The organism is Streptomyces sp. CY-1 (assembly GCF_047218265.1).
Taxonomy (GTDB): Bacteria; Actinomycetota; Actinomycetes; order Streptomycetales; family Streptomycetaceae; genus Streptomyces; species Streptomyces niphimycinicus.
In genome coordinates this window covers 6,395,596-6,416,781 of the sequence record NZ_CP178393.1, presented here as the reverse complement: position 1 = coordinate 6,416,781, position 21,186 = coordinate 6,395,596, and the positions used below count along the sequence as shown (strand labels likewise).

Annotated in this window: 20 protein-coding genes; 8 read left to right on the top strand and 12 right to left on the bottom strand. The window is 71.4% G+C overall.

Annotated elements, in window-relative coordinates; genetic code table 11:
- The first annotated feature begins 71 nt into the window (after positions 1–71).
- Positions 72–563 (top strand): inorganic diphosphatase, encoded by a 492-nt coding sequence (locus ACK1X7_RS27730; protein ID WP_014061662.1) that lies wholly within the window; start codon positions 72–74, stop codon positions 561–563.
- 123 nt (positions 564–686) lie between these two features.
- Here the strand turns inward: ACK1X7_RS27730 and ACK1X7_RS27725 are convergent, their stop codons facing one another.
- The 3 genes from ACK1X7_RS27725 to ACK1X7_RS27715 form a co-directional block, all read right to left on the bottom strand.
- Positions 687–2,390, bottom strand: coding sequence for a threonine/serine ThrE exporter family protein (locus ACK1X7_RS27725; protein WP_385143886.1), 1,704 nt, complete (start codon positions 2,388–2,390; stop codon positions 687–689).
- Between the two features lie 294 nt (positions 2,391–2,684).
- Positions 2,685–3,392: a DedA family protein gene (locus tag ACK1X7_RS27720; protein WP_385143888.1), complete on the bottom strand. Its 708-nt coding sequence runs from the start codon at positions 3,390–3,392 to the stop codon at positions 2,685–2,687.
- 182 nt (positions 3,393–3,574) lie between these two features.
- Positions 3,575–4,333 (bottom strand): MerR family transcriptional regulator, encoded by a 759-nt coding sequence (locus ACK1X7_RS27715; RefSeq protein WP_398159519.1) that lies wholly within the window; start codon positions 4,331–4,333, stop codon positions 3,575–3,577.
- 124 nt (positions 4,334–4,457) lie between these two features.
- On the opposite strand from ACK1X7_RS27715, the gene leuE reads away from it, so the two are divergent.
- Positions 4,458–5,159, top strand: a complete 702-nt coding sequence (gene leuE / locus ACK1X7_RS27710; RefSeq protein WP_385143892.1) for a leucine efflux protein LeuE — start codon at positions 4,458–4,460, stop codon at positions 5,157–5,159.
- Positions 5,160–5,227: 68 nt separating this feature from the next.
- Positions 5,228–6,640 carry a glutamate decarboxylase gene (locus ACK1X7_RS27705; RefSeq protein WP_385143894.1) on the top strand — a complete coding sequence of 471 codons (1,413 nt, stop codon included), beginning with the start codon at positions 5,228–5,230 and terminating at the stop codon, positions 6,638–6,640.
- Positions 6,641–6,673: 33 nt separating this feature from the next.
- Here ACK1X7_RS27705 and ACK1X7_RS27700 read toward each other — a convergent pair whose 3' ends face one another.
- The 7 genes from ACK1X7_RS27700 to ACK1X7_RS27670 all read right to left on the bottom strand — a co-directional run bounded on the left by ACK1X7_RS27700 (position 6,674) and on the right by ACK1X7_RS27670 (position 13,875).
- The gene (locus ACK1X7_RS27700) at positions 6,674–8,056 is read right to left on the bottom strand and encodes a hypothetical protein (RefSeq protein ID WP_390793150.1); all 1,383 of its coding nucleotides are present in this window, start codon (positions 8,054–8,056) and stop codon (positions 6,674–6,676) included.
- 97 nt (positions 8,057–8,153) lie between these two features.
- On the bottom strand, positions 8,154–8,939 hold the full coding sequence (locus tag ACK1X7_RS27695; protein WP_385143898.1) for an ABC transporter permease: 786 nt from the start codon (positions 8,937–8,939) through the stop codon (positions 8,154–8,156).
- Positions 8,936–9,934 (bottom strand): ATP-binding cassette domain-containing protein, encoded by a 999-nt coding sequence (locus tag ACK1X7_RS27690; protein ID WP_385143900.1) that lies wholly within the window; start codon positions 9,932–9,934, stop codon positions 8,936–8,938. The genes ACK1X7_RS27695 and ACK1X7_RS27690 overlap by 4 nt, the downstream gene beginning before the upstream one ends.
- 147 nt (positions 9,935–10,081) lie before the next feature.
- Positions 10,082–10,711: a PadR family transcriptional regulator gene (locus tag ACK1X7_RS27685; protein ID WP_390793151.1), complete on the bottom strand. Its 630-nt coding sequence runs from the start codon at positions 10,709–10,711 to the stop codon at positions 10,082–10,084.
- Between the two features lie 69 nt (positions 10,712–10,780).
- Positions 10,781–11,350, bottom strand: a complete 570-nt coding sequence (locus ACK1X7_RS27680; RefSeq protein ID WP_385143904.1) for a DinB family protein — start codon at positions 11,348–11,350, stop codon at positions 10,781–10,783.
- Between the two features lie 114 nt (positions 11,351–11,464).
- Complete coding sequence (locus ACK1X7_RS27675) at positions 11,465–12,922, bottom strand: aldehyde dehydrogenase family protein (protein ID WP_385143906.1); 1,458 nt, start codon at positions 12,920–12,922, stop codon at positions 11,465–11,467.
- A gap of 89 nt (positions 12,923–13,011) precedes the next feature.
- Positions 13,012–13,875, bottom strand: coding sequence for a helix-turn-helix domain-containing protein (locus ACK1X7_RS27670; protein ID WP_385143908.1), 864 nt, complete (start codon positions 13,873–13,875; stop codon positions 13,012–13,014).
- A 305-nt stretch (positions 13,876–14,180) separates the two neighbouring features.
- Between ACK1X7_RS27670 and ACK1X7_RS27665 the strand changes: the two genes are divergently transcribed.
- A complete protein-coding gene (locus ACK1X7_RS27665) occupies positions 14,181–14,672 on the top strand; it encodes an ATP-binding protein (protein ID WP_361493481.1) in 492 nt (163 codons plus the stop codon).
- 38 nt (positions 14,673–14,710) lie between these two features.
- On the opposite strand, the gene ACK1X7_RS27660 is transcribed toward ACK1X7_RS27665, so the two are convergent.
- Both ACK1X7_RS27660 and ACK1X7_RS27655 read right to left on the bottom strand, forming a co-directional pair.
- Positions 14,711–15,862, bottom strand: coding sequence for a site-2 protease family protein (locus ACK1X7_RS27660; RefSeq protein WP_385143910.1), 1,152 nt, complete (start codon positions 15,860–15,862; stop codon positions 14,711–14,713).
- 62 nt (positions 15,863–15,924) lie between these two features.
- Positions 15,925–16,206: a DUF397 domain-containing protein gene (locus ACK1X7_RS27655; RefSeq protein WP_413115782.1), complete on the bottom strand. Its 282-nt coding sequence runs from the start codon at positions 16,204–16,206 to the stop codon at positions 15,925–15,927.
- A gap of 255 nt (positions 16,207–16,461) precedes the next feature.
- Here ACK1X7_RS27655 and ACK1X7_RS27650 point away from each other — a divergent pair, with 255 nt between their 5' ends.
- The 4 genes from ACK1X7_RS27650 to ACK1X7_RS27635 all read left to right on the top strand — a co-directional run bounded on the left by ACK1X7_RS27650 (position 16,462) and on the right by ACK1X7_RS27635 (position 21,053).
- Positions 16,462–18,150, top strand: a complete 1,689-nt coding sequence (locus tag ACK1X7_RS27650) for a bifunctional 3'-5' exonuclease/DNA polymerase (RefSeq protein WP_385143912.1) — start codon at positions 16,462–16,464, stop codon at positions 18,148–18,150.
- Positions 18,151–18,446: 296 nt separating this feature from the next.
- Positions 18,447–19,478: a rod shape-determining protein gene (locus ACK1X7_RS27645; RefSeq protein WP_385143914.1), complete on the top strand. Its 1,032-nt coding sequence runs from the start codon at positions 18,447–18,449 to the stop codon at positions 19,476–19,478.
- Positions 19,479–19,650: 172 nt separating this feature from the next.
- A complete protein-coding gene (locus ACK1X7_RS27640; protein WP_385143916.1) occupies positions 19,651–20,244 on the top strand; it encodes a sigma-70 family RNA polymerase sigma factor in 594 nt (197 codons plus the stop codon).
- Positions 20,241–21,053 (top strand): anti-sigma factor, encoded by an 813-nt coding sequence (locus ACK1X7_RS27635; protein ID WP_413115781.1) that lies wholly within the window; start codon positions 20,241–20,243, stop codon positions 21,051–21,053. Before ACK1X7_RS27640 ends, ACK1X7_RS27635 begins: the two co-directional genes overlap by 4 nt.
- Positions 21,054–21,186: the final 133 nt, after the last annotated feature.

Sequence of the window (21,186 nt, the reverse complement as noted above, 5' to 3'; positions counted from 1 at the left end):
TTCGCCACCACACACCTGCGTGGGGGACACTTAATCACCAGACGTATGTGTTGATCATGGAGGAGCCACCCGTGGAGTTCGACGTCACCATCGAGATCCCGAAGGGTTCGCGGAACAAGTACGAGGTGGACCACGAGACGGGTCGCATCCGTCTTGACCGGCGACTCTTCACGTCGACCAGCTACCCCGCGGACTACGGCTTCGTCGAGAACACCCTCGGCGAGGACGGCGATCCGCTGGACGCACTGGTCATTCTCGACGAGCCGACGTTCCCCGGCTGCCTGATCAAGTGCCGTGCCATCGGCATGTTCAGGATGACGGACGAGGCGGGCGGCGATGACAAGCTGCTTTGCGTACCGGCCTCGGACCCCCGGGTGGAGCACCTGCGTGATATTCACCACGTTTCAGAGTTCGATCGCCTGGAAATCCAGCACTTCTTCGAGGTCTACAAGGACCTCGAGCCGGGCAAGTCGGTCGAGGGGGCCAACTGGGTGGGCCGCGCCGAGGCCGAGGCCGAGGTGGAGGCGTCCATCAAGCGCCTCGAGGCCGCCGGCGGCCACTGAGTCCTGATCACGCCGGAGGGCGGGACACCCTGTGGGTGTCCCGCCCTCCGGCGTTTCCGGGCCGGGGACGGCGGCGGCCCAGGGCGGACGCGGCCCCGGGCGTGGCCCCGGTCGGCGCGCCCGTCAGAAGCCCCTCGTGCGCTTGGCGGCGCGGCGGTCGGAGGGGTCGGTGGCGCCGGGGGTCTTCAGGAAGAGGCGCGCGGCCTCGCCTCCCAGGTTCACCCCTATGGCGATCGCCAGGGCCAGTGCCGCCGCCTGGGTGAGGAACGGAATGCCCCGGTCCAGGTTGCCCTGGGCCAGGGCGAGCAGGCCGAAGTAGGTCGCGCTACCGGGCAGCAGCGGCCCTATCGCCGCCGTGACATACGGCAGCGCCGAGGCGTACCGATAACGCGAGAGCAACTGGCCGAAGAGGCCGACCAGCCCCGCGGCCACGGTCGTGGCGGCCACCGGCGGGACATTGGCGGTATCGGCCAGCGCGGCGTAGACCACCCAGGCGACCCCGCCGTTGAGTGTGGCGAACAGCACGGTGTGACGTTCCTGCTGGAGCAGGATGCAGAAGGTCAGCGCGAGCAGCATCGCCGCCAGGATCTGGATCACCGGCCGCTCCACATGGCGCAGCGCCGCCTCCGGGTTCAGCTTGGCGTCGAGCTGGACGCCCCCGTAGAGCACCGTGAGCACCCCGCACACGATGCCCACGATCAGATAGCCGACCTCCAGCAGGCGGGCCGCCGCGGTGATGTAGTAGCCGGTCAGCCCGTCCTGGACGCCCGCGACCAGCGCCCGCCCCGGGATCAGCGCGAACAGCCCACCGGTGATCACGGCGGACGCCTGGAGTCCGGAGTTCAGGAGGCTGAGCGCCACGCCCATCGCGGCGGGCGGCATCGCCGCGGCCACGAACTGGTAGAACTCCGGAAGCCCGCGTCCCGAGGCCAGCCACGCCAGCCGGTCGCCGAACATCGCGCCGATGGCCGCCGCGAAGAAGACCGGCCAGTCACCGCCGACCAGCATGCTCGCCGCGCCGGCCAGCCCGCCGCCCGCCACGGTGAGCGCCCAGCCGGGGTAGGGGTGGCGGTTACGGCGTATCTCGGCGAGCCGCCGGTACGCCTCCTCCAGCGTGAACTCCTCCTGCGAGGTGATGTCGTCCACCAGCCGGAAGACCGCGGACAGCCGGGTGTAGTCGGTGCCCCGGCGCCGCACGGTCCGGCTGGCGGTGACCGGATCGTCCACCAGCGAGGGCTGGTAGCTGACCGACAGCAGGGTGAAGGTGACGGTCGGCTCGCAGCGGTCGAGCCCGTACGCATGCGCCACGCCGAGCATCGCCGCCTCGACGTCCTCGGCCCCCTCGCCGCCCGCGAGCAGCAGCTCGGCGATGCGGAGGGTGAGGTCGAGCACACGCGGCACGGCCGGCCCGGTCTCGTCCTGCTGCTCCACGCGCTCGGGCGTCGGGCGCTCGCTGATCGGCATGCGCAGCATCGTGCGCATCCGGTCCTGCCAGGGGGCGTCCTTGGTCAGCCGGACGACGGGGAAGCCGTTCGGCGGGGTGATGGCGGGGAAGCCGCCGGTGGTCTGGTTGCTCTGCGCGGTCTTCACCCCGGGGGGCGGCACGAAGGCCGAGCCCTCGGGTTCGACGGGGGTCTCCGCCGTCAGCCCGCTGGGCACGGCGAACTCCGATGTCGGGTGCTCGTCCTCGGGCGGAGGCGGCATGGGTATGCCGAGGGGCGGGGTGAAGGCGCTGTGCGCCTCGTCGGACTGGGGCTTCTGGCCCTCCCCCGTGTCCGTGTCCACCGCGCTCGCACCGCGCGGCGTCTGCTGACGGTCCGGCCTCACGTCTCCTCGCTCCTCACCAGCCCTCCCCGTATGGTTCCCAGCGGCCAAGGATGCAGCATCGGCGGCCACCGGAGCCCATTGTGCGGGGCGGTGGCCGCCGAAGGGGAGTGGGGGCGGGTGTGTGTGACGGGCGTGAATGCAGATGAACGAGGTGCAGGCGGGACGGGAGACGCCGGGGTGACGGGGAACGCCACGGCGGCGGGGGCACCGGGGCGCTCATCGGCCCCGGAGCTCATCGGCCCCGGCGCTCGGCGTCAGCGCTTGCCGCTCGGCGTCAGCGCTTGGCGCTCGGCGTCAGCGCTTGGCGTGGCGCCCGCGCGGCCCCTGGGAGGGGGCGCCCGAGGCCGGGCCCTGCGGATCCGGCTCCGCGGCGGCCTCCTTCTTCGCCTTGCCGCGGGCCCGGAGGAACTCGATCACGATCGGGATGATCGACAGCAGCACGATCGCGATCAGCATCAGCTCGATGTGCTGATGCACGAAGTCGACCTTCCCGAGCGCCGAACCCAGCAGGGTGACGCCGGTGCCCCACAGCACACCGCCGATGATGTTGAAGATGATGAACGAGCGGTAGTTCATCCGGCTGACGCCGGCGATGATCGGCGTGAACGTCCGCACGATGGGCACGAAGCGGGCCAGGATCAGCGACTTCGGCCCGTGCTTCTCGAAGAACTCATGCGCCTTCTCCACGTTCTCCTGTTTGAAGAGCTTGGAGTCGGGGCGCCGGAAGAGCGACGGCCCCACCTTCCGGCCGAAGAGATAGCCGACCTGGTCACCAACGATCGCGGCGACCGCGACGGCCACGCACACCACCCACAGATCCTGCTTGATCACATCGGTGGTCACCAGCAGACCGGTGGTGAAGAGCAGCGAGTCGCCCGGCAGGAAGAAGCCGATGAGCAGACCGGACTCCGCGAAAACGATGGCCAGGACGCCGAGCAGACCGAAGGTTTCGATCAGATAGTCCGGGTCCAGCCACTGAGGGCCGAGCGCGAGGGTGTTCACGGGTGGGAGGCTCCTGGGTCGAGGGAAGCAGGCTCGTGCGAGGCCCGGCCGCAGGGTCGGGGCGGAACTGAGGTGTTCTTCGCAGTGTGCCGCCCAAAGCTATCAACGCCGTGTGCGTGCCCTTGGTTCCCACCGCCCAGGACGCCCGCCCCGGCCCCGCCCTCCAGGGATGCCCCTAGGCCCTAGCGGTGCCGCTCCGCGTTGGCGAGGATCGCGTCGCGGAGGTAGACCGCCAGCCCCGGCCCGGCCTTGTCGATGTTCTCCGTGAAGCGGTGGTCGGAGACGTACATCCGGCCCAGGCAGGCGTGCATCTCATGGCCGCACTCGTAGTGGTTACGGCTGATTCCCCGCCGGTGCTCCTCGGCGAGGTCCATCGCCGCCTCGGATGTCGGCGGGGTGCCCGCGCGCATCAGCGCCACGAAGCGGTTGCCGAGCTCGTCCGCCTCCTCCTGGATCCGCTTCCAGTCCTCCTTGGTGTACGAGGCGGCCCTGCGCTGGGACTCCCGGTACGCCTCGGTGTTCCCCCAGCGCTGTTCGACCTCCTCCTGGTGCTCGTCCGGGTCGAAGTCCCCGAAGACCTCGAACTTCTCCTCCGGGGTCAGATTGATGCCCATCTTCCGCGCCTCCATGGCCTGTTCGACGGCGGCGGCCATCTTCCGCAGCCGCTCGATCCGGTCGGTCAGCAGCCGGTGCTGACGCCGCAGGTGGGCCTGCGGATCGATATCCGGGTCGTCGAGCAGCACCGCCACCTCTTCGAGCGGAAAGCCCAGCTCCCGGTAGAACAGGATCCGCTGGAGCCGGTCGAGGTCGGCGTCGTCGTAACGCCGGTGCCCGGCCGCGCTGCGGGCGCCGGGGCGCAGCAGCCCGATCTCGTCGTAGTGGTGCAGCGTGCGCACCGTGACACCGGCGAAGCCCGCGACCTGTCCCACGGAGTAGCTCATGGCCTGATCCGCTCTCCTTCAGTTCGGTACGGGTTCCACGGTGCGCCCTTACGTCGCGTGAGGTGCAAGTCCGGATGGCGAAACCCGCTGGGCGGTGCGGCGGGCGGCTGTCATTCTGCCGATTGTGCTGGGGATAACCGATCTTTCGACCTATCTGGCCGGTCTGGCGCTGATCATCCTGCTGCCGGGCCCCAATTCGCTCTATGTGGTGTCGGTCGCGGCCCGCCGCGGCCCCCGTACCGGCTATCGGGCGGCAGCCGGGGTGCTGTGCGGCGACACCGTGCTGATGGCGCTGTCGGCGGGCGGGGTGGCCTCGCTGCTGAACGCCAGCCCGGTGCTCTTCGCGGTGGTCAAGTTCGCGGGCGCGGGCTATCTGACCTGGCTGGCGGTGGGCATGCTGCGCGGGGCGCGGGCGCTGTGGCGCCGCCGTCCGGGGAGCGCGGAGGGGGCCGCGGCCGCGGCCATGGAGTCCGCGGATGGCTCGATGGAGTCGGCGGACGCGGCCAAGGGGTCCGTGGCGGGCGAGCGCCCGTACCGCAGGGCGCTGGTCATCAGCCTGCTGAACCCGAAGGCGATCCTCTTCTTCATCTCCTTCTTCGTGCAGTTCGTGGATCCGGACTACGCCCATCCCGCGCTGTCCTTCCTGGCGCTGGGCGCCTGGGCGCAGTTGTTCAGCATCACCTATCTGTCGGTGCTGATCTTCAGCGGTACATATCTGGCGGCCACCTTCCGGCGGCGCCGTCGGCTGAGGGCGGGGCTCTCGGCGGGCGCGGGCGCGGCGTTCCTCGGCTTCGCGGCCAAGCTGTCGCTCAGCAGCGCGGGGTAGCGGGGGCGGGGCACAGGGCACGGCGCGGTATCGGGGCGTATCGCCGATATGCCCCTAATTTAACGAAGATGGCACTTCATAACGGCACCCCCACCCCGCCCCACCGGGGACATCGCTCCGAGTTCTCCATCAATCCGCTCTACGGTGAGGCCAATCCGGTCAGCGGCATGACCGGTAAACCCCCGCTCCGCCGCCTCCCGGACGGGCCGATGGCGGCCACGACCGCATATCAGTTCGTCCATGACGAGCTGATGCTGGACGGCAACGCCCGCCAGAATCTCGCCACCTTCGTCACCACGTGGATGGAGCCGCAGGCGGGCAAGCTGATGTCCGACTGCCGCGACAAGAACATGATCGACAAGGATGAGTACCCGCGCACCGCCGAACTGGAGCGGCGGTGCGTGGCCATGCTCGCCCATCTGTGGCACGCACCCGACCCGGACACGGTCGTGGGTTGCTCCACCACGGGGTCGAGCGAGGCGTGCATGCTGGCCGGAATGGCCTTCAAGCGGCGCTGGGCCAAGCGGAACCCGGTGAGCTATCCGGCGACCGCCCGCCCCAACCTGATCATGGGGACCAATGTCCAGGTGTGCTGGGAGAAGTTCTGCAACTTCTGGGAGGTCGAGGCGCGGCAGGTGCCCATGGAGGGCAACCGGTTCCACCTCGACCCCCAGGCCGCCGCCGAGCTGTGCGACGAGAACACCATCGGGGTCGTGACGATCCTGGGGTCCACCTTCGACGGCTCCTATGAACCCGTCGCCGAGGTGTGCCGGGCGCTGGACGACCTCCAGGAGCGCACGGGCCTGGACATCCCGGTGCATGTCGACGGCGCCTCGGGCGCGATGATCGCGCCGTTCCTCGACCAGGACCTGGTATGGGACTTCCAGTTGCCGCGGGTCGCCTCCATCAACGCCTCGGGGCACAAGTACGGCCTGGTCTACCCCGGGGTGGGGTGGGCGCTGTGGCGAACGTCGGACGCGCTGCCCGAGGACCTGGTCTTCCGCGTCGACTACCTGGGCGGCGACATGCCGACGTTCTCGCTCAACTTCTCCCGCCCCGGCGCCCAGGTGGCCGCCCAGTACTACACCTTTGTCCGTCTGGGCCGGGAGGGCTTCCGCGCCGTCCAGCAGAACACCCGCGATGTGGCGCGCTCGCTCGCCGAGCGGATCGAGGCGTTCGGGGACTTCACCCTGCTCAGCCGCGGCGATCAGCTCCCGGTGTTCGCGTTCACCACGGCGGAGGGGGTCGGCACCTTCGATGTCTACGACGTCTCCCGGCGGCTGCGCGAACGCGGCTGGCTGGTGCCCGCGTACACCTTCCCGCCCAACCGGGAGGACCTGTCCGTGCTGCGGGTGGTGTGCCGCAACGGCTTCTCGGAGGACCTCGCCGATCTCTTCCTGAACGACCTGGGGTCGCTGCTGCCGGAGCTGCGGTCGCAGCGCGCGCCCTTGGGGAAGGTCGTCAAGGCGTTCCACCACTGAGACCGGTGTCTCCGGTCCTGGGAACGACGGCGGTCAGCGCGTGCGGGCCGGGGCCCGGAGCAGCTCGGCCCGGCGCCGCACCGCCTCCAGCGCGCCGGGCCTGCGGCCGGGCACTCTGCTCCGCAGCTCGATCAGCGGCGGGGCGAGGGCGCCGGCCCTGGCCCGGTCCGCCACGAACTGCCACTGGTGGTGCGCCCGGTCCACGGCCCCCTCGACCTCGGGGTGGCCGACCGGCTCCCCGTTGCCCAGCCGCGCCTCTGCCACCGCGAGCCACAGCTCGCAGGCGCGGGCCGGGTCCCCGGCGATACGGGAGAGATCGGCCCGGACCTCCAGCCAGTGGATCGCCTCGTCGGACCGGGGACCGGCGGTCCGGAGCGCCTCCTGCTCCCAGGCGGCCGCCATCGAGGCGGCCTCGCTGTGCCGCCCCGAGTTGGCCGCCTCGAATATCGCCGCGTGCGTGGCGGCGAGCGGATCGGCGACGGGCGCCCGCCCGGGCGGCGGGGGCAGGGGGGCGTGCGTCGGCCGGGGCGGGCGCAGTGATGGTGGCGCCGGTCGGGGATCGGCGGGGAGGAACGTTTCGGGAGGGCCCGGCGGCATGCGCGGCGGCGTGACCGCCACCGGCCCGGCTGCCCCGGCTGCCCCGGCCGGTCCGCTCTGCCCGGCCCATCCGGCGGCCTCCGGGCCAGGAGCGGCCTCCGGGGCCGGATACGCCCCACCCGGCGCGGAGCCGTCCAGCAGCAGTTCGGGCCCGCTGCCCAACCCGGCCTCCAGCGCGGCCCGCTGGTGCAGCAGCGCGAGCGGCGGGCGCTCGGCGGCGCCCCGCAGCAGCCCGGCGAACGCCCGGCTGTAGTCCGGCGTCGCCATCCCCCGCTTGGGCGGGGCTCCCCGCTTGGGCGGGGCGGGCGCCACCGCGCCGTACAGCGTCAGCCCGGCGGCGAGTCCGGACGGCCCGGCGGCCCTCAGCGCCGGCCACACCGTCTCGTCGGCCACCAGATCGGCGATCACGACGGTGCTGCCCGGCGGCCGCCTGCCGAGCTCGGCCGCCAGCCAGTGCCAGGGCAGCGCCGTATAGCGGGCGGTCCTCGGCGTCGTACGGGCCAACGCCAGATGTGGCAGCCGCTGTTTGGCGTCGAGGGTGAGCTGGCCCGCGAGATGGACCAGCACCGGGCCCGGGTGCGCGGCGGCGGTGCGCAGATGCGTCAGCACGGTCTGCGGATCGGCCGGGTCCACGAGTTGGACGACGCTGGCGCCGCCGGGCGTGCCCAGCAGCGCCGCCGGCGGTACGGCGGCGAGCTGGGGCAGCGCGGCGGCCGCGTCCATCAGTCGCTGTTTGCCGGCCGGACCGGCGGCGAGCAGCAGGGCATATCCGGGCCCACTCGCCGTCTCCGCCCCCGTGCCCGACCTGTCGTTCCCCATATAGGCACCGTATCCGCAACCGGCGACGACCGGTGGGGGTGTGACCCGTCGGGCATCCGGCCCTGGGCGGTGCCCGGGGCGGTGCCCCGGGCGGTCGTCAGCGGCTGAGCCGCCCGTAACGCCGCACGGCGAGCGGCGCGAAGACCGCGATCAGCGCCAGCGGCCAGCAGACCGCGAGGAGTTGGGCATGGTCCGCGGCCCAGCCCTCGCCGCCGCCGCCGGGGCCGCCGAACAGATCGCGGATCGCGGTGGCCGTCGCCGACATCGGGTTCCAGACCGCGAGGGCACCGAGCCAGCCGGGCATGGTCTCGGGCGAGGCGAAGACATTGGAGAGGAAGCCCACCGGCCAGACCAGGATCTGCACGGCCTGCACCATCTCCGGGCGTCCGGCGGCCATGCCCAGGAAGATCCCGAGCCACAGCATCGCGAACCGCAGCCACAGCAGCAGCCCGACGGCCAGGAGCCCGTCGCCAAGTCCGCCGTGCCAGCGCCAGCCCATCGCCAGACCGACCCCGAGCAGGACGAGCAGCCCGAGCGCCGACTGGAGCATGTCCAGCACGCTGCGCCCGGCCAGGACCGCCGAGCGGGCCATCGGCATCGAGCGGAAGCGGTCGATGACTCCCTTGTTGAGGTCCTGGGTGATGGCGAGCATCGTCCCTTCGAGGCCGAACACCATGGTGAGCGCGAGCGTGCCCGGCACCAGGAAGTCCTTGTAGTCGCCGCCGCCCGGGACGGTCATCCCGCCGCCGAGGAAGTAGGCGAACATCAGCAGCATCATCACCGGGAAGACCAGTTGGACGACCACCTGGACGGGCTGCCGGGCCCAGTGGGCGAGTCCGCGGCGGGTCATGGTCCAGGAGTCTATGAAGGTCGCGGTCGTCATACGGGGGTCTCCTCCTTGGCCGTGTCCGCCTCGGGCCTTACCGCGGTGGCCGGTTCGCCGGTGAGATGCAGGAAGACCTCGTCGAGGGTGGGGCGGCGCAGCACGATGTCCTCCGCCTCGATCCCGGCCGCCGCCAGCGCCCGTACGGTCTCGGTGAGCGCGGCGACCCGGTCGGTGACCCGCGCGCCGAGCCGCCTTCGGTCGGGGTCGGTCTCGACCTCACCGGCGCCGGTCGCCCGGCCCATGACCGAGGCGGCGGCGGACAGTTGGCCCGCGTCGCGCACCACCACCTCGATACGGTCCCCGCCGAGCCGGGCCTTGAGCTGGTCGGCGGTCCCGTCGGCGATGGTCCGCCCGCCGTCGATCACACAGACGCGGTCGGCGAGTTGGTCCGCCTCCTCCAGGTACTGGGTGGTGAGCAGCACGGTCGTACCGCCGTCCACCAGCGAGCGGACCGCGTTCCACACCTCCGTACGGCCCCGGGGGTCGAGCCCGGTGGTCGGCTCGTCCAGGAAGAGGATCCGCGGCCGCATCACGAGGCTCGCCGCGAGGTCGAGCCTGCGCCGCATCCCGCCGCTGTACTGGCTGACGGCCTTGGCGCCGGTGCCGTCGAGGCCGAACCGCTCCAGCAGCTCGTCCGCGCGGGCTGCGGCCTGCCGGCCGCCCAGGTGGTAGAGGCGGCCGAACATCTCCAGGTTCTGCCGTCCGCTCAGCTCCTCGTCCACCGCTGCGTGCTGCCCGACGAGGCCGATGCGGTAGCGGACCTGGTCGGGGTCGCGCAGCACGTCGTACCCGGCGACCTCGGCCCGGCCGCCGTCATGCCGCAGCAGGGTGGCCAGGATCCGTACGCAGGTGGTCTTGCCCGCGCCGTTGGGGCCGAGCACGGCGTGCACGGTGCCCTGCGGGACGGTCAGATCGAGCCCGGCGAGGGCTTGTTTGTCCCGATAGGTCTTCCGCAGTCCTTCGACGACGATCGCGGGATCGCTGTCGGCCAAGGTCTTCCCCTCTCCTTCGGTGCTTCTCCAGCTCTCGTAGTCAAGTTTGACTACAAGGACCGGAAGGTACTGCCCGCGACCGTCGCTAGTCAAACTTGATTAATGGCGAGGGCCGTCGTCAGCCGTCCTCCTTCGGCATGGCCTTCCTCAGTCCGCGTCGGGTGCGGCGTACGGGTTGGGGACCCCCTCCGGCAGCACCTCCACCGAGCGCTCCCCCTCACCCGCCATCACATACGCCCCACCCTCGAGCCGCTCGATCAGCCCACGGGTCCACACCGCGCCGCTGTCCGCGGAGTGCACCCAGAACTTCATGATCTCGCCGATATGGCCCCACTCCTCGGGGGTGCCGTCCGGTGGCGTCCAGTGCCGGGTCACCTCGGCCCGCCACTCCTCCAGCGCCGCCACCCGCTGCTTCAGCAGGGCGATCGCCTCGGCGCGGGGCAGGTCGACGATGAAACCCACCCCGGCCGTCAGCTCGTCGATCTTCTGGTCATGGCGCAGCAACGCGTCCCGCAGCAGCCGGAAGTACTCCTCCTCGCCCACCTCGGTCAGCTCGTACTCGGTCCGCGGCGGCCCGCCGACCGTGCTCGGCGCGACGTCGTGCGCGCGCATCAGGCCCTGTTTGGCCATCTGTTTGAGGGCGTGGTAGATCGAGCCGGGTTTGGCATTGGACCACTCATGGGCACCCCAGAACTCCAGGTCGTTACGGACCTGATAGCCGTGCGCCCGCCCGTGCTGGCGCACGGCCCCCAGCACCAGCAACCGGATCGCTGACATCGCCCGCTCTTCTCCATCCTGGTCCCGGCCCCGCGGTGACCAGGCTAGGCCGTCGGCGGGCCCGGCGGATCACCCCTCCAGGATCGACCAGTCCGGCTCGGGCATCGCGCCCGTCTCGAAGACCAGGTCGAAGGCGCCCTTGCCGTCGATCGTCTCGCGGATGATGTCCGCGTGACCTGCGTGCCGGGCGATCTCCTCGATCAGATGGAGGATGGCCCAGCGCCAGGTGCGGGTGCCGCCCTCGTCCCAGGGCAGCCGGAGGGCCTCGAAGGTCGTGTCCAGCGACGGCAGGGCCCGCACCGCCTCCTCGGTCTCGCGCGCCACCTCGTCGTACAGGGCGAGCATCGCCTCCACCGTCTCGTCCTCGGTGGGCTCGAAGGTGTGCTCCCACTCGGCCATCTGGTCCTTGGCGTTCCCCGGCGCCTTGCCCTGGAGGACGCGGAGCCAGCCGCGCTCGCCGGTGGCCACATGCTTGAGCAGCCCGGCCAGCGAGAGCGCGCTCGCGCTGGGGGTGCTGCGGGCCTGCTCCTCGGTCAGGCCGTGCACCGAGCGGCGGATGCCGCCGCGCTGTGCGTCCAGGTACGCGAGCAGCGCGCCGCGCTCGTCGTTGCATGCCTCGGGGTTCACGATCACGGGCATGGCTGCCGCCTCTCATCTGGAGGGCGCCCGGGTCCGGCGCCCTTCGATGAACCCCACGTTAGGAAGGCTTGCGGTCAGCTTCTGTCCGCGTGTCGGTGCGCGTTCCCTGTCGAGTCAGAACGGGAACTGGCTCCGGCCGTGCTGGATGGAGATCCACTTGGTGGTGGTGAAGTCCTCGATCATCGACTCCCCGTTGAGCCGCCCCAGTCCGGAGTGCTTCTCCCCGCCGAACGGCACGATCGGCTCGTCGTGGACCGTGCTGTCGTTCACATGGATCATGCCGGTGTGGATCTGCTGGGCGAACCGCACCCCGCGCTCGATGTCCCCGGTGTGCACGGCCCCGCTGAGCCCGTAGTCGGTGTCGTTGGCGATCCGGACCGCCTCCTCGTCGCCGTCGAACGGAATCAGCGTCACCACCGGGCCGAAGATCTCCTGCCCGAGGATCGCCGCGCCCTCCGGGACCCCGCTGAGCACGGTCGGCCCCATCAGGGCGCCCTCGGCGCTTCCCCGCACCAGTGCGGTGGCGCCCTCGGCGATCGTCTGCTCGACGAGCGAGGCGATCGCCTCGGCCTGGCCCTCGTTGATCAGCGGGCCGATGTGGGTGGTGGGGTCGCCCGGGTCGCCCACCTTCAGCGTCTCCACCTTGGCCACGAACTTCTCGGTGAACTCCCGCTCCACCGCCCGGTCCACCAGCACCCGGTTGGCCGCCATGCAGACCTGCCCCTGGTGGACGAAGCGGCTGAAGACGGCCGCGTCGACCGCGTAGTCCAGGTCGGCGTCGTCCAGCACGACCAGCGCGCTGTTGCCGCCCAGCTCCAGGACCGTGCGCTTGAAGTGGGAGGCGGCCACGGTGGCGACATGCCGGCCGACCTTGTCGGAGCCGGTGAAGGAGATCACCTTCGGTACGGGGTGCTCGATCAGCGCGTCGCCGATCTCCGCTATGTCGGTGACCACGACATTGAGCAGCCCGGCGGGCAGCCCGGCCTCCTCGAAGATCTTGGCGACCAGACCACCGCCGCACACCGGGGTGTTCTGGTGCGGCTTGAGGACGACGGCGTTGCCGAGCGCCAGCGCGGGGGCGACCGACTTCAGCGACAGCAGGAAGGGGAAGTTGAACGGGCTGATGACACCGACCACGCCCACCGGCAGCCGGTAGAGGCGGTTCTCCTTGCCGTCGACCGGCGACGGCAGGATGCGGCCCTCGGGCCGCAGCGCCAAATGGACCGCCTCCCGCAGGAACTCCTTGGCGAGATGCAGCTCGAAGCCCGCCTTCACATGGGTGCCGCCGCACTCCGCGATGATCGTCTCGGTGAGTTCCTTCTCCCGGTCCTCGATGATCCGCAGCGCCCGCTCGAAGACCGCCCGCCGAGTGTAGGGGTTGGTGCCGCCCCACTCCGGCTGGGCCCGCTCGGCCGCCCGGTAGGCCAGGTCGACCTCCTCGACGGTCGCCACGGTGATGGAGGCCAGCTTCTCCCCGTTGTAGGGGTTGAAGTCGACGATGTCCCAGGAACCGCTTCCGCCGCGCCACTCGCCGTCGATGAACTGAAGGGCCAACTCGGAGAAGTAGGACATGCCATCCCTATCTACAGGACGCGGTGCCGCGCTCGGACAGCCGCGCACGGGTGGGGGTATTCCTGACAGAACGTCATCCTACTGACGAGTCAGGCATCGTGAAGGAGTCCGCGGAGCAAATCCCGGCTCTTCTCCGGGGACAGGCTGTCCGCGCTGAGCCGCTCCAACACCCGCTCGTACTGGGCGACCTCATCGCGCTTGTCCAGATAGAGCGCGCTGGTGAGCTGTTCCAGATAGACGATGTCGGGGAGGTCGGACTCCGGGAACCGCAGCCGGGTGAACGCCCCGCTCTCCCCCGCATGCCCGCCGAAGGCGAACGGCATCACCTGGAGCGTCACGTGTCGATGCTCGGAGACCGTGATCAGATGGCGCAACTGGGCGGACATCACGCCGCGCCCGCCGTAAGGGCGGTGCAGCGCGGCCTCGTCCAGCACCACATGGAACGCCGGGGCGCGCTCGGAGACCAGCAGCTTCTGCCGCTCGAGGCGCAGCGCCACCCGCCGCTCGACCTCCTCGGTGCACGCCTGGGGCTGGCCGCGGGTGACCACGGCGTGGGCGTAGCCCTCGGTCTGGAGCAGACCGTGTACGAACTGGACCTCGTAGCAGGCGATATGGGAGGCGGCGCCCTCCAGGCCGACATAGGTCTGGAACCAGCCGGGCAGCACATCGCCGTAACTGTGCCACCACCCGGCGACATTGGCCTCGCGGACGATCCCGAGCAGTGCCGCGCGCTCCGCGTCGTCGGTGACCCCGTACAGCGTGAGCAGATCCTCGATGTCCCGCGCCTTGAAGCTCACCCGGCCCAACTCCATGCGGCTGATCTTGGATTCGGAGGCCCGGATCGAATAGCCCGCCGCCTCGCGGGTGATGCCGCGAGCCTCGCGCAACCGTCTGAGCTGAGAGCCCAGGAGGATACGGCGCACGACCGATCCACTCGACTCGCCTGCGGCCATTTCCGCGATCCTCCCTGTACGGAAAGCATCCTTGCGAACGGCGCCCCCGCAGCCTCTGAGGGTGAAGTCTGCCACTGATCGGGCTCCGCGCCGTAGGCGTGTCGTTACTCAGCCCGAGGTTGTACATCAGTGTACGGAGTCAGATATCCGACTAAAACCGATCGAGTCGGACCAACCGATGTGCGTGCACGTGCATTTGCCCTTGCATCCGACGTGCGCATTCGGAACCATAGGCTGTGCGCACGTGCTAGCTGGTACGAAATCTGGCCAGAGTTCGTCACGGCCACGGATGCAGGAGTGCTCGCATGGGGAGCGAAGGTCCGGCCCTGCTGGAACCCTTGTGGCAAGGGCTTACCGCGATCGATCCCGCCGCCGTCTCCGGATCCGTCTCCTGCGCGCTTCCCGCCCGCTTCGAGGCGGTCAAGGGGGCCCGGCAGTTCACCGGCTCCACCCTGCGGCAGTGGAACATCCCCGAACTCCTCGACGAAGTGGCGCTCGTCGTCTCCGAACTGGTCACCAACGCGCTCCGGCACGCCCTGCCCGGCCCCGCCGCGACGGCCGGTGAGCCGGAGCGGCCGGTGCGGCTCCATCTGATGCGCGGCCCCTCACGGCTGGTGTGCGCCGTACGCGACCCGAGCGAAGTGGGCCCGGTGGCCGGCGAGGCGGGCTGCGGCGAGGAATCCGGGCGCGGGCTCCATCTCGTGGAGTCCTTCACGGACGGCTGGGGCTGGCAGCCACTGCCGGGCACCCCACACGGCAAGATCGTCTGGGCCGTCTTCCATCTCCCCCCGGCATAAGCCTCCCCCACGCCCGAGCGCCCCTTCCGCATCAGCGGTCATGGGCGGGTGGACTCCGGCGGGGCCGTGGTGATGCCCAGGCCGTGCAGTTGGAAGAGCCGGTTCACATCGTGCATCGTGACGATCCCCTCGAGCTGCCCGTGGTCCACCACCAGCACCGGCATACCGCCGCCACCCGGACGCGCCCGCTCCAGCACCTCGCTCAGCAGCTCACCCGGCTCGGCCACGGTGCAGCGCGACAGCGGCGTCGCCACATCGCGCACCCGCTGGGTCTCCCGGGCCTCGGCCGGCACCGCCGCCAGCGCGCGCAGCCGGACCGCCCCGCTCGGCTGTCCCTCGAAGTCCAGCAGCGGCATCACCGAATGCCGGGAGTGGGCCGCCACATCGTCGATGAACCGTCCCACGGTCAGCCAGTCGGCCCCGGCGGCCACCGGCGCCGACATGGCGTCCGCCACCCGCACCCCGCGCAGCGCCGTATTGACCCCGGCCCGCTGCCGCTCCGCGTTGGCGATGATCACCATGAAGAGGCCGATGAGCGAGAGCCACAGCCCGCCGGTGTTCCCGCGCAGGAAGGAGATCCAGCCGATGGCGATGAGCGCCGCGCCGAGGATCTGGCCGCTGCGCCCCGCCGCCCGGTCGGCGCGCTCCCGGTCCCCGGTGCGCCACCAGATCGCCGCCTGCACCACCCGGCCGCCGTCCAGCGGCGCGGCCGGCAGCAGATTGAAGACGCCCAGCAGCAGATTGGCCCAGCCCAGCCAGATCAGAACGGCGGTCGGCACCCCCCATCCGGTGAGCGTGCGCAGCCCGATCCCCGCGCCGAGCGCGACACCGCCGATGACCAGGCTGGTGAGCGGCCCGATGACGGCCACCCAGAACGCGACCCCGGCGGTGCGGGGCCGTCCCATCTTGGTCATGCCGCCAAGCGCCCACAGCGTCACGTCCTCCACCGAGACGCCCTTACGGCGGGCGGCGACCGCGTGCGCGGCCTCGTGCATCAGCAGGCTGCCCATCAGCAGCACGGCGCCGACGACGCTGGCGAGGGCGTAGGCGGTGCCACTGCGGCCGGGGGTCCACGCGGGCAGCGTCTGGTGGCCCAGCCCGTAAGCGAGCAGGACGATCAGCACCGGGACGCTCCAGTGCATCCGCAGTGGAACCCCGAGTACGTGTCCGACCCGGACCGAGCCGTTCATCGCCGTCTCACATCAGTCGGGTGCCCCCGCTCGCCACTACCAGTGTCGCGCGTCCGCGGCGATCAGCCCAGACCGGCCGAATCATGCGCGAGATGGTCGAACTCGCCGTCCTTGGCGCCGCGCAGCATCGCCTCGACCTCGGCGGGGGTGTAGATCAGCGCCGGTCCGTCGGGGAACCGGGAGTTGCGGACAGCCACGTTCCCACCGGGCAGTTTGGCGAACTCGACACAGGAGCCCTGGGAGTTGCTGTGTCTGCTCTTCTGCCAGACGACCCCCTGGAGGTCCGCGGCCGCCATGCCGTTGTAGGGGTGGTCGCGCACTGGGCTTCTCCACTGTTCGTGCATGCGTGCAGCCGTCAACTTTCTCGGATCATAGCTGCGTTCCTTTGCAAACGCATGGGCAAATGCATCTGCTTATGCACAGGTAGATACACCGGCAGATGCACGTGCACCACGCGTATCTGCATGATCACCCGACACCGGGCATCTCCTGCCCGGAGTGAAGAAGAGCAGTCGTCATGTATGACGTCCGGGTCCCCCTCCGGGTTGAGCGGGCCTCGTGCCGGAGCGTTGTCAGACCCCCCTGCGAGACTCACGGGCATGAGGTGGGCGGCGGCGGAGACGGACGACGGGGGTGTTCGTCTCTGCCCGCTCGACCCCGGGGGAACGGCCGCCGGGCCGGTGGTCGAGGTCACGGCGGCCCAGGGCGGGATCGCGGAGGCCGTGCGATCCCGCCCCGAGGCCGACCGGTGGGTGTGGCGGTCCACCGCCGAGGTCTATCCGCGGCTGCTGGCCGCCGGGGTCCGGGTCGAGCGGGCCTATGACATCGAGGCGGCCGAGGCCCTGCTCCTCGGCCATGAGGGGCGCTCGGGCGCACCGCGTTCGCTCGCCGCCGCCTGGGCGCGGCTGCGCGGGCTGCCCGTCCCCGAGGATCCGCCGCCCCGGGCCGCCGGGGCCCAGCCGTCGCTGTTCGAGCCCGGTCCGCCACCGCTGCCGCCGGGCGCCGACCCACTGGAAGCGCTGCTCGCGGTGTACGCGGAGCAGTTGGTCCGTACGGAGGCCGCCGAGCACCCGGACCGGATGCGGCTGCTGACCACCGCCGAGTCGGCGGGGATGCTGATCGCCGCCGAGATGCGGCGGGCCGGAGTGCCCTGGAGCGCCGACCGCCACCGGGAGCTGCTGGACGAGCTGCTCGGCGAGCGCTATCCGGGCGGTCTGGAGCCGCAGCGCCTGGTCGAGCTGGCCGACGAGGTCTCGCGCGCCTTCGGCACCCGGGTCCGGCCCGATCTGCCCGCCGAGGTCGTCAAGGCGTTCGCCCGCGCGGGCATCGCGCTCGGCTCGACCCGCGCCTGGGAGCTGGAGCGGATCGACCACCCCGCCGTCGAGCCGCTGCTGCGCTACAAGAAGCTCTACCGGCTGCATACCGCCCATGGCTGGGCCTGGCTCCAGTCCTGGGTGCGCGACGGCCGCTTCCGCCCGGAGTATCTGCCCGGCGGCACCGTCTCCGGCCGCTGGACCACCAACGGCGGCGGGGCGCTTCAGATCCCCAAGGTGGTGCGGCGCGCGGTGGTGGCCGATCCGGGGTGGCGGCTGGTGGTGGCCGACGCCGACCAGATGGAGCCCCGGGTGCTCGCCGCGATCTCCCGCGACCCCGGGCTGATGGAGGTCGCGGGCAGCGGCCGGGATCTGTACGCGACACTGTCCGACCGCGCCTTCTCCGGCCGCCGCGAGCTGGCCAAGCTGGCGCTGCTTGGCGCGGTGTACGGCCAGACGTCCGGCGACGGCCTGAAGCATCTGGCCGCCCTGCGGCGGCGCTTCCCGGCGGCGGTGGCGTATGTGGACGATGCGGCCCGCGCGGGCGAGGAAGGGCGGCTGGTGCGCACCTGGCTGGGCCGCACCTGCCCGCCCGTGGGCGGCGGCGCCGAGGAGCCGGCCGACGAGGCGGGGCTGCCCCGGGAGCAGGAGGAGCCGTCGTACGGCAGCACGGCGAGCGCCCGCGCGCGAGGCCGGTTCACCCGGAACTTCGTGGTGCAGGGCAGCGCCGCCGACTGGGCCCTGCTGCTGCTCGCCGCGCTGCGGCGGTCGCTGACCGGGGCGGGGCTGCGCGCGGAGATCGTCTTCTTCCAGCACGACGAGGTGATCGTGCACTGCCCCCGGGAGGAGGCCGACGCGGTCCGGGAGGCCATCGCCGAGGCGGGTGAGACGGCCGGGCGGATCGCCTTCGGACCGACACCGGTGCGGTTCCCCCTCACGATGGCGGCGGTGGAGTGCTACGCGGACGCGAAGTAAGCCGGCCCGGGTCCCGTCCGGTGGATCTTCGCGCCTGCCACATCAGCGGCTGACGCCCGGGGCACCCGACAACCGAGGCATCCGATGCGGGGGCAGCCCCGGCGGTCCGGCCGGAACCGGGCGGCGCGCCGTGCCAGGCGGCGCGGGCCCGCGAAGGTCCACCGCACCGGCCCCGGGGGCAATCGCTCCCCCGACCGGCTCAGCCCCGCAGGCAGCGGCCCTGATCGTCCCCACACGATGAGAGCGGAGGGCCGCCGGGCGGCGGCCCGCCACGCCGCCCACAGGGGAGACCTGCCATGACCATCAGCCTCGAGGCACTGCGCCGCTGCTCCATCGCCGTCGACCTCGGCGCGGCCAGAACGCGTGTCTACCTCAGGCGTACCGGGCTCATCGTCGACGAGCCGACCGTCGCCGCCGTGAACACCCACACCGGCGGGCTGATCGCGGTCGGCACGCTGGCCGAGCGGATGACCGGACGGACGCCCGAGCACATCCGCGTGGTACGGCCGGTCTCGGGCGGCACCGTCGTCGACATCGACATGGCCCAGCGGATGCTGCGGCTGCTGCTGGGCAACAAGCTGCGGCGCGCCTGGCGGCGCCGCCCGCTGGTGAGCGCCGCCGTCTGCGTGCAGCACGACGCCGACCCGCTCGCCCAGCGCGCCGCCGTGGAGACGCTCACCGGGATCGGCGCCAAGCGGGTCGAGCTGGTGGACACCCTGATCGCCGCCGCCGTGGGCTGCGGTCTGCCGGTGGAACGGCCCGAGGCGACGATGATCGTGGTGTGCGGCGCGGCCACCACCCAGGTCGCGGTCCTCTCGCTGGGCTCGATCGTGGCCGCCGAGCGGGTGCCGGTGGGCGGGGAGACCGTGGACCACGCGGTCGTCCAGTATCTGCGCAACGAGCATGCGCTGATGCTGCCCAGCCAGGCCGTCCGCCCGCTGCAACTGCTGCTCAAGAACAGCGCGGACGGCGCCGCGCCGAGCACCGAGGTGCACGGCCGGGACGTGGCCACCGGGCTCGCCCGGACCGTACGGATCGACGTCGGGTGCGTACGGAGCGCCATCCGCACCCCGCTCACCGGAGTGCTGGACGCCATCGGCACGGTGCTGCGCCGCTGCCCGCCCGACCTGGTGGCCGACCTCGCCGACCGCGGCATCATGCTGGCCGGCGGGAGCGCGGTGCTGCCCGGGTTCGACACGATGCTGCGGGAGGCCACCGGTATGCCGCTGAACATCGCCGACCACCCCGACGTCTGCGCGGTCGAGGGGCTCGGCGCGATGCTCGACGGCAAGGTGCAGCCCCTGCTGCTGGACGCGATGGTCTCCTGACCGACCCGCCCGCGCCCTGACACCCCTGGCCCTGACACCCCCTGGCCCTGACACCTGATCGGAATTTCTTCGCGACGCGTTGAGCGGCTGCCTCCCCCCATGCGTAGTGAAGGGGGAAGAGGCCGACATGGCCGCCGATCCCCCCCGGGGCTCAGACCGGGAGCGTCCGTAGATGTCCAACTCAGGTCAGGTCCTGGAGGTTCAGGTGCACGACGACGCCGCCGTGGCCGATGAGCGTCCGTCAAGATCCCAGCGGGGTAAGCCGGACGAGCACCTCATGCGCGCGCTCTACCAGGAGCACGCCGGGCCGTTGCTCGCGTTCGTCCTGCGGCTGGTCGCGGGCGACCGGCACCGCGCCGAGGACGTCGTCCAGGAAACCCTGGTGCGCGCCTGGCGGAACGCCGACCAGCTCTCCCGGGCCACCGGCTCCATCCGGCCCTGGCTGGTCACGGTCGCCCGCCGGATCGTGATCGACGGACACCGCAGCCGGCAGGCCCGGCCGCAGGAGGTCGACCCCTCCCCGTTGGAACTCATGCCCGCGGAGGACGAGATCGACCGTGCACTGCGGCTCATGACCCTGACCGACGCGATGCAGGACCTCAGCGACGCCCATCGCGAGGTGCTGGTCGAGACCTACTTCAAGGGCCGGACCGTCAACGAGGCGGCCCAGACCCTCGGCATACCCAGCGGGACGGTACGGTCCCGGGTCTTTTACGCGCTGCGCTCGATGAAGCTCGCGCTCGAGGAGAGAGGAGTAACGGCATGACGGCGCAGACGCACCACTCGGGACATGACGCCGTTGGCGCGTATGTGCTCGGCGTGCTCGACGAGGCGGAGGCCGGCTACTTCGAGGAGCATCTGGCCGGCTGCGACCAGTGCGGACGGCAGCTCGACGAGCTGACCGGACTGGAACCCCTGCTGGCCGATCTGGCGGCCGACATCCCCGGGATCCACGGCAGCCCCGGGCGGACCCAGCTCACGGGCCACACGCCGCATGCCTTCAGCGCCACTCCCAACGCCATCGAGACCCTCACCGCACGCCCCGGCCCGGCGCTGCTCCAGCGCATGGTCGGCGAGGTCGCCACCTTCCGCGCCAAGCGGCGGCGGCGCGGGCTGTACCTGGTCGCGGCGGCGGCCGTACTGATCGTCGGCGGTCCGGCCGGCACCATCGCGGTCACCTCCGGCGGCTCGGGCAGCTCCGTGAGCGCCGCGCCCAGCGAGAGCGCCCTCTTCTCCGGGATGCCCGACAAGGTGCAGGGCACCGACCCGGACACCAAGGTGAACGCGGCGGTCGCGCTGGAGGACAAGATGTGGGGCACCGACGCGGTCCTGCGGCTGAAGAACCTCAAGGGTCCGCTGGACTGTAGCCTGATCGCGGTCTCCAAGGACGGCCACGAGCAGACGATGATGACCTGGTCCGTGCCCGAGTGGGGATACGGGATCGAGGACAGCCCCAAGGCGGAGGCGAGAAATCCGCTGTGGGCGCATGGCGGCGCGGGTATGAAGCGTGCCGACATCGAGCGCTTCGAGGTCCGTACGGCCGAGGGAAAGCGCCTGGTCTCCCTGAACGTCTGAACGGCGTCAACGCCTGATCCCGCTTGAACGTCCGGTCTGCCTCCACGTCCGATCTGCCACTCGGATCGCCGATCATCCCGTGCGGCGCGGTGAGCGAGATGTTACACAGAGTGTGATATGTCGTGCTTCGCGT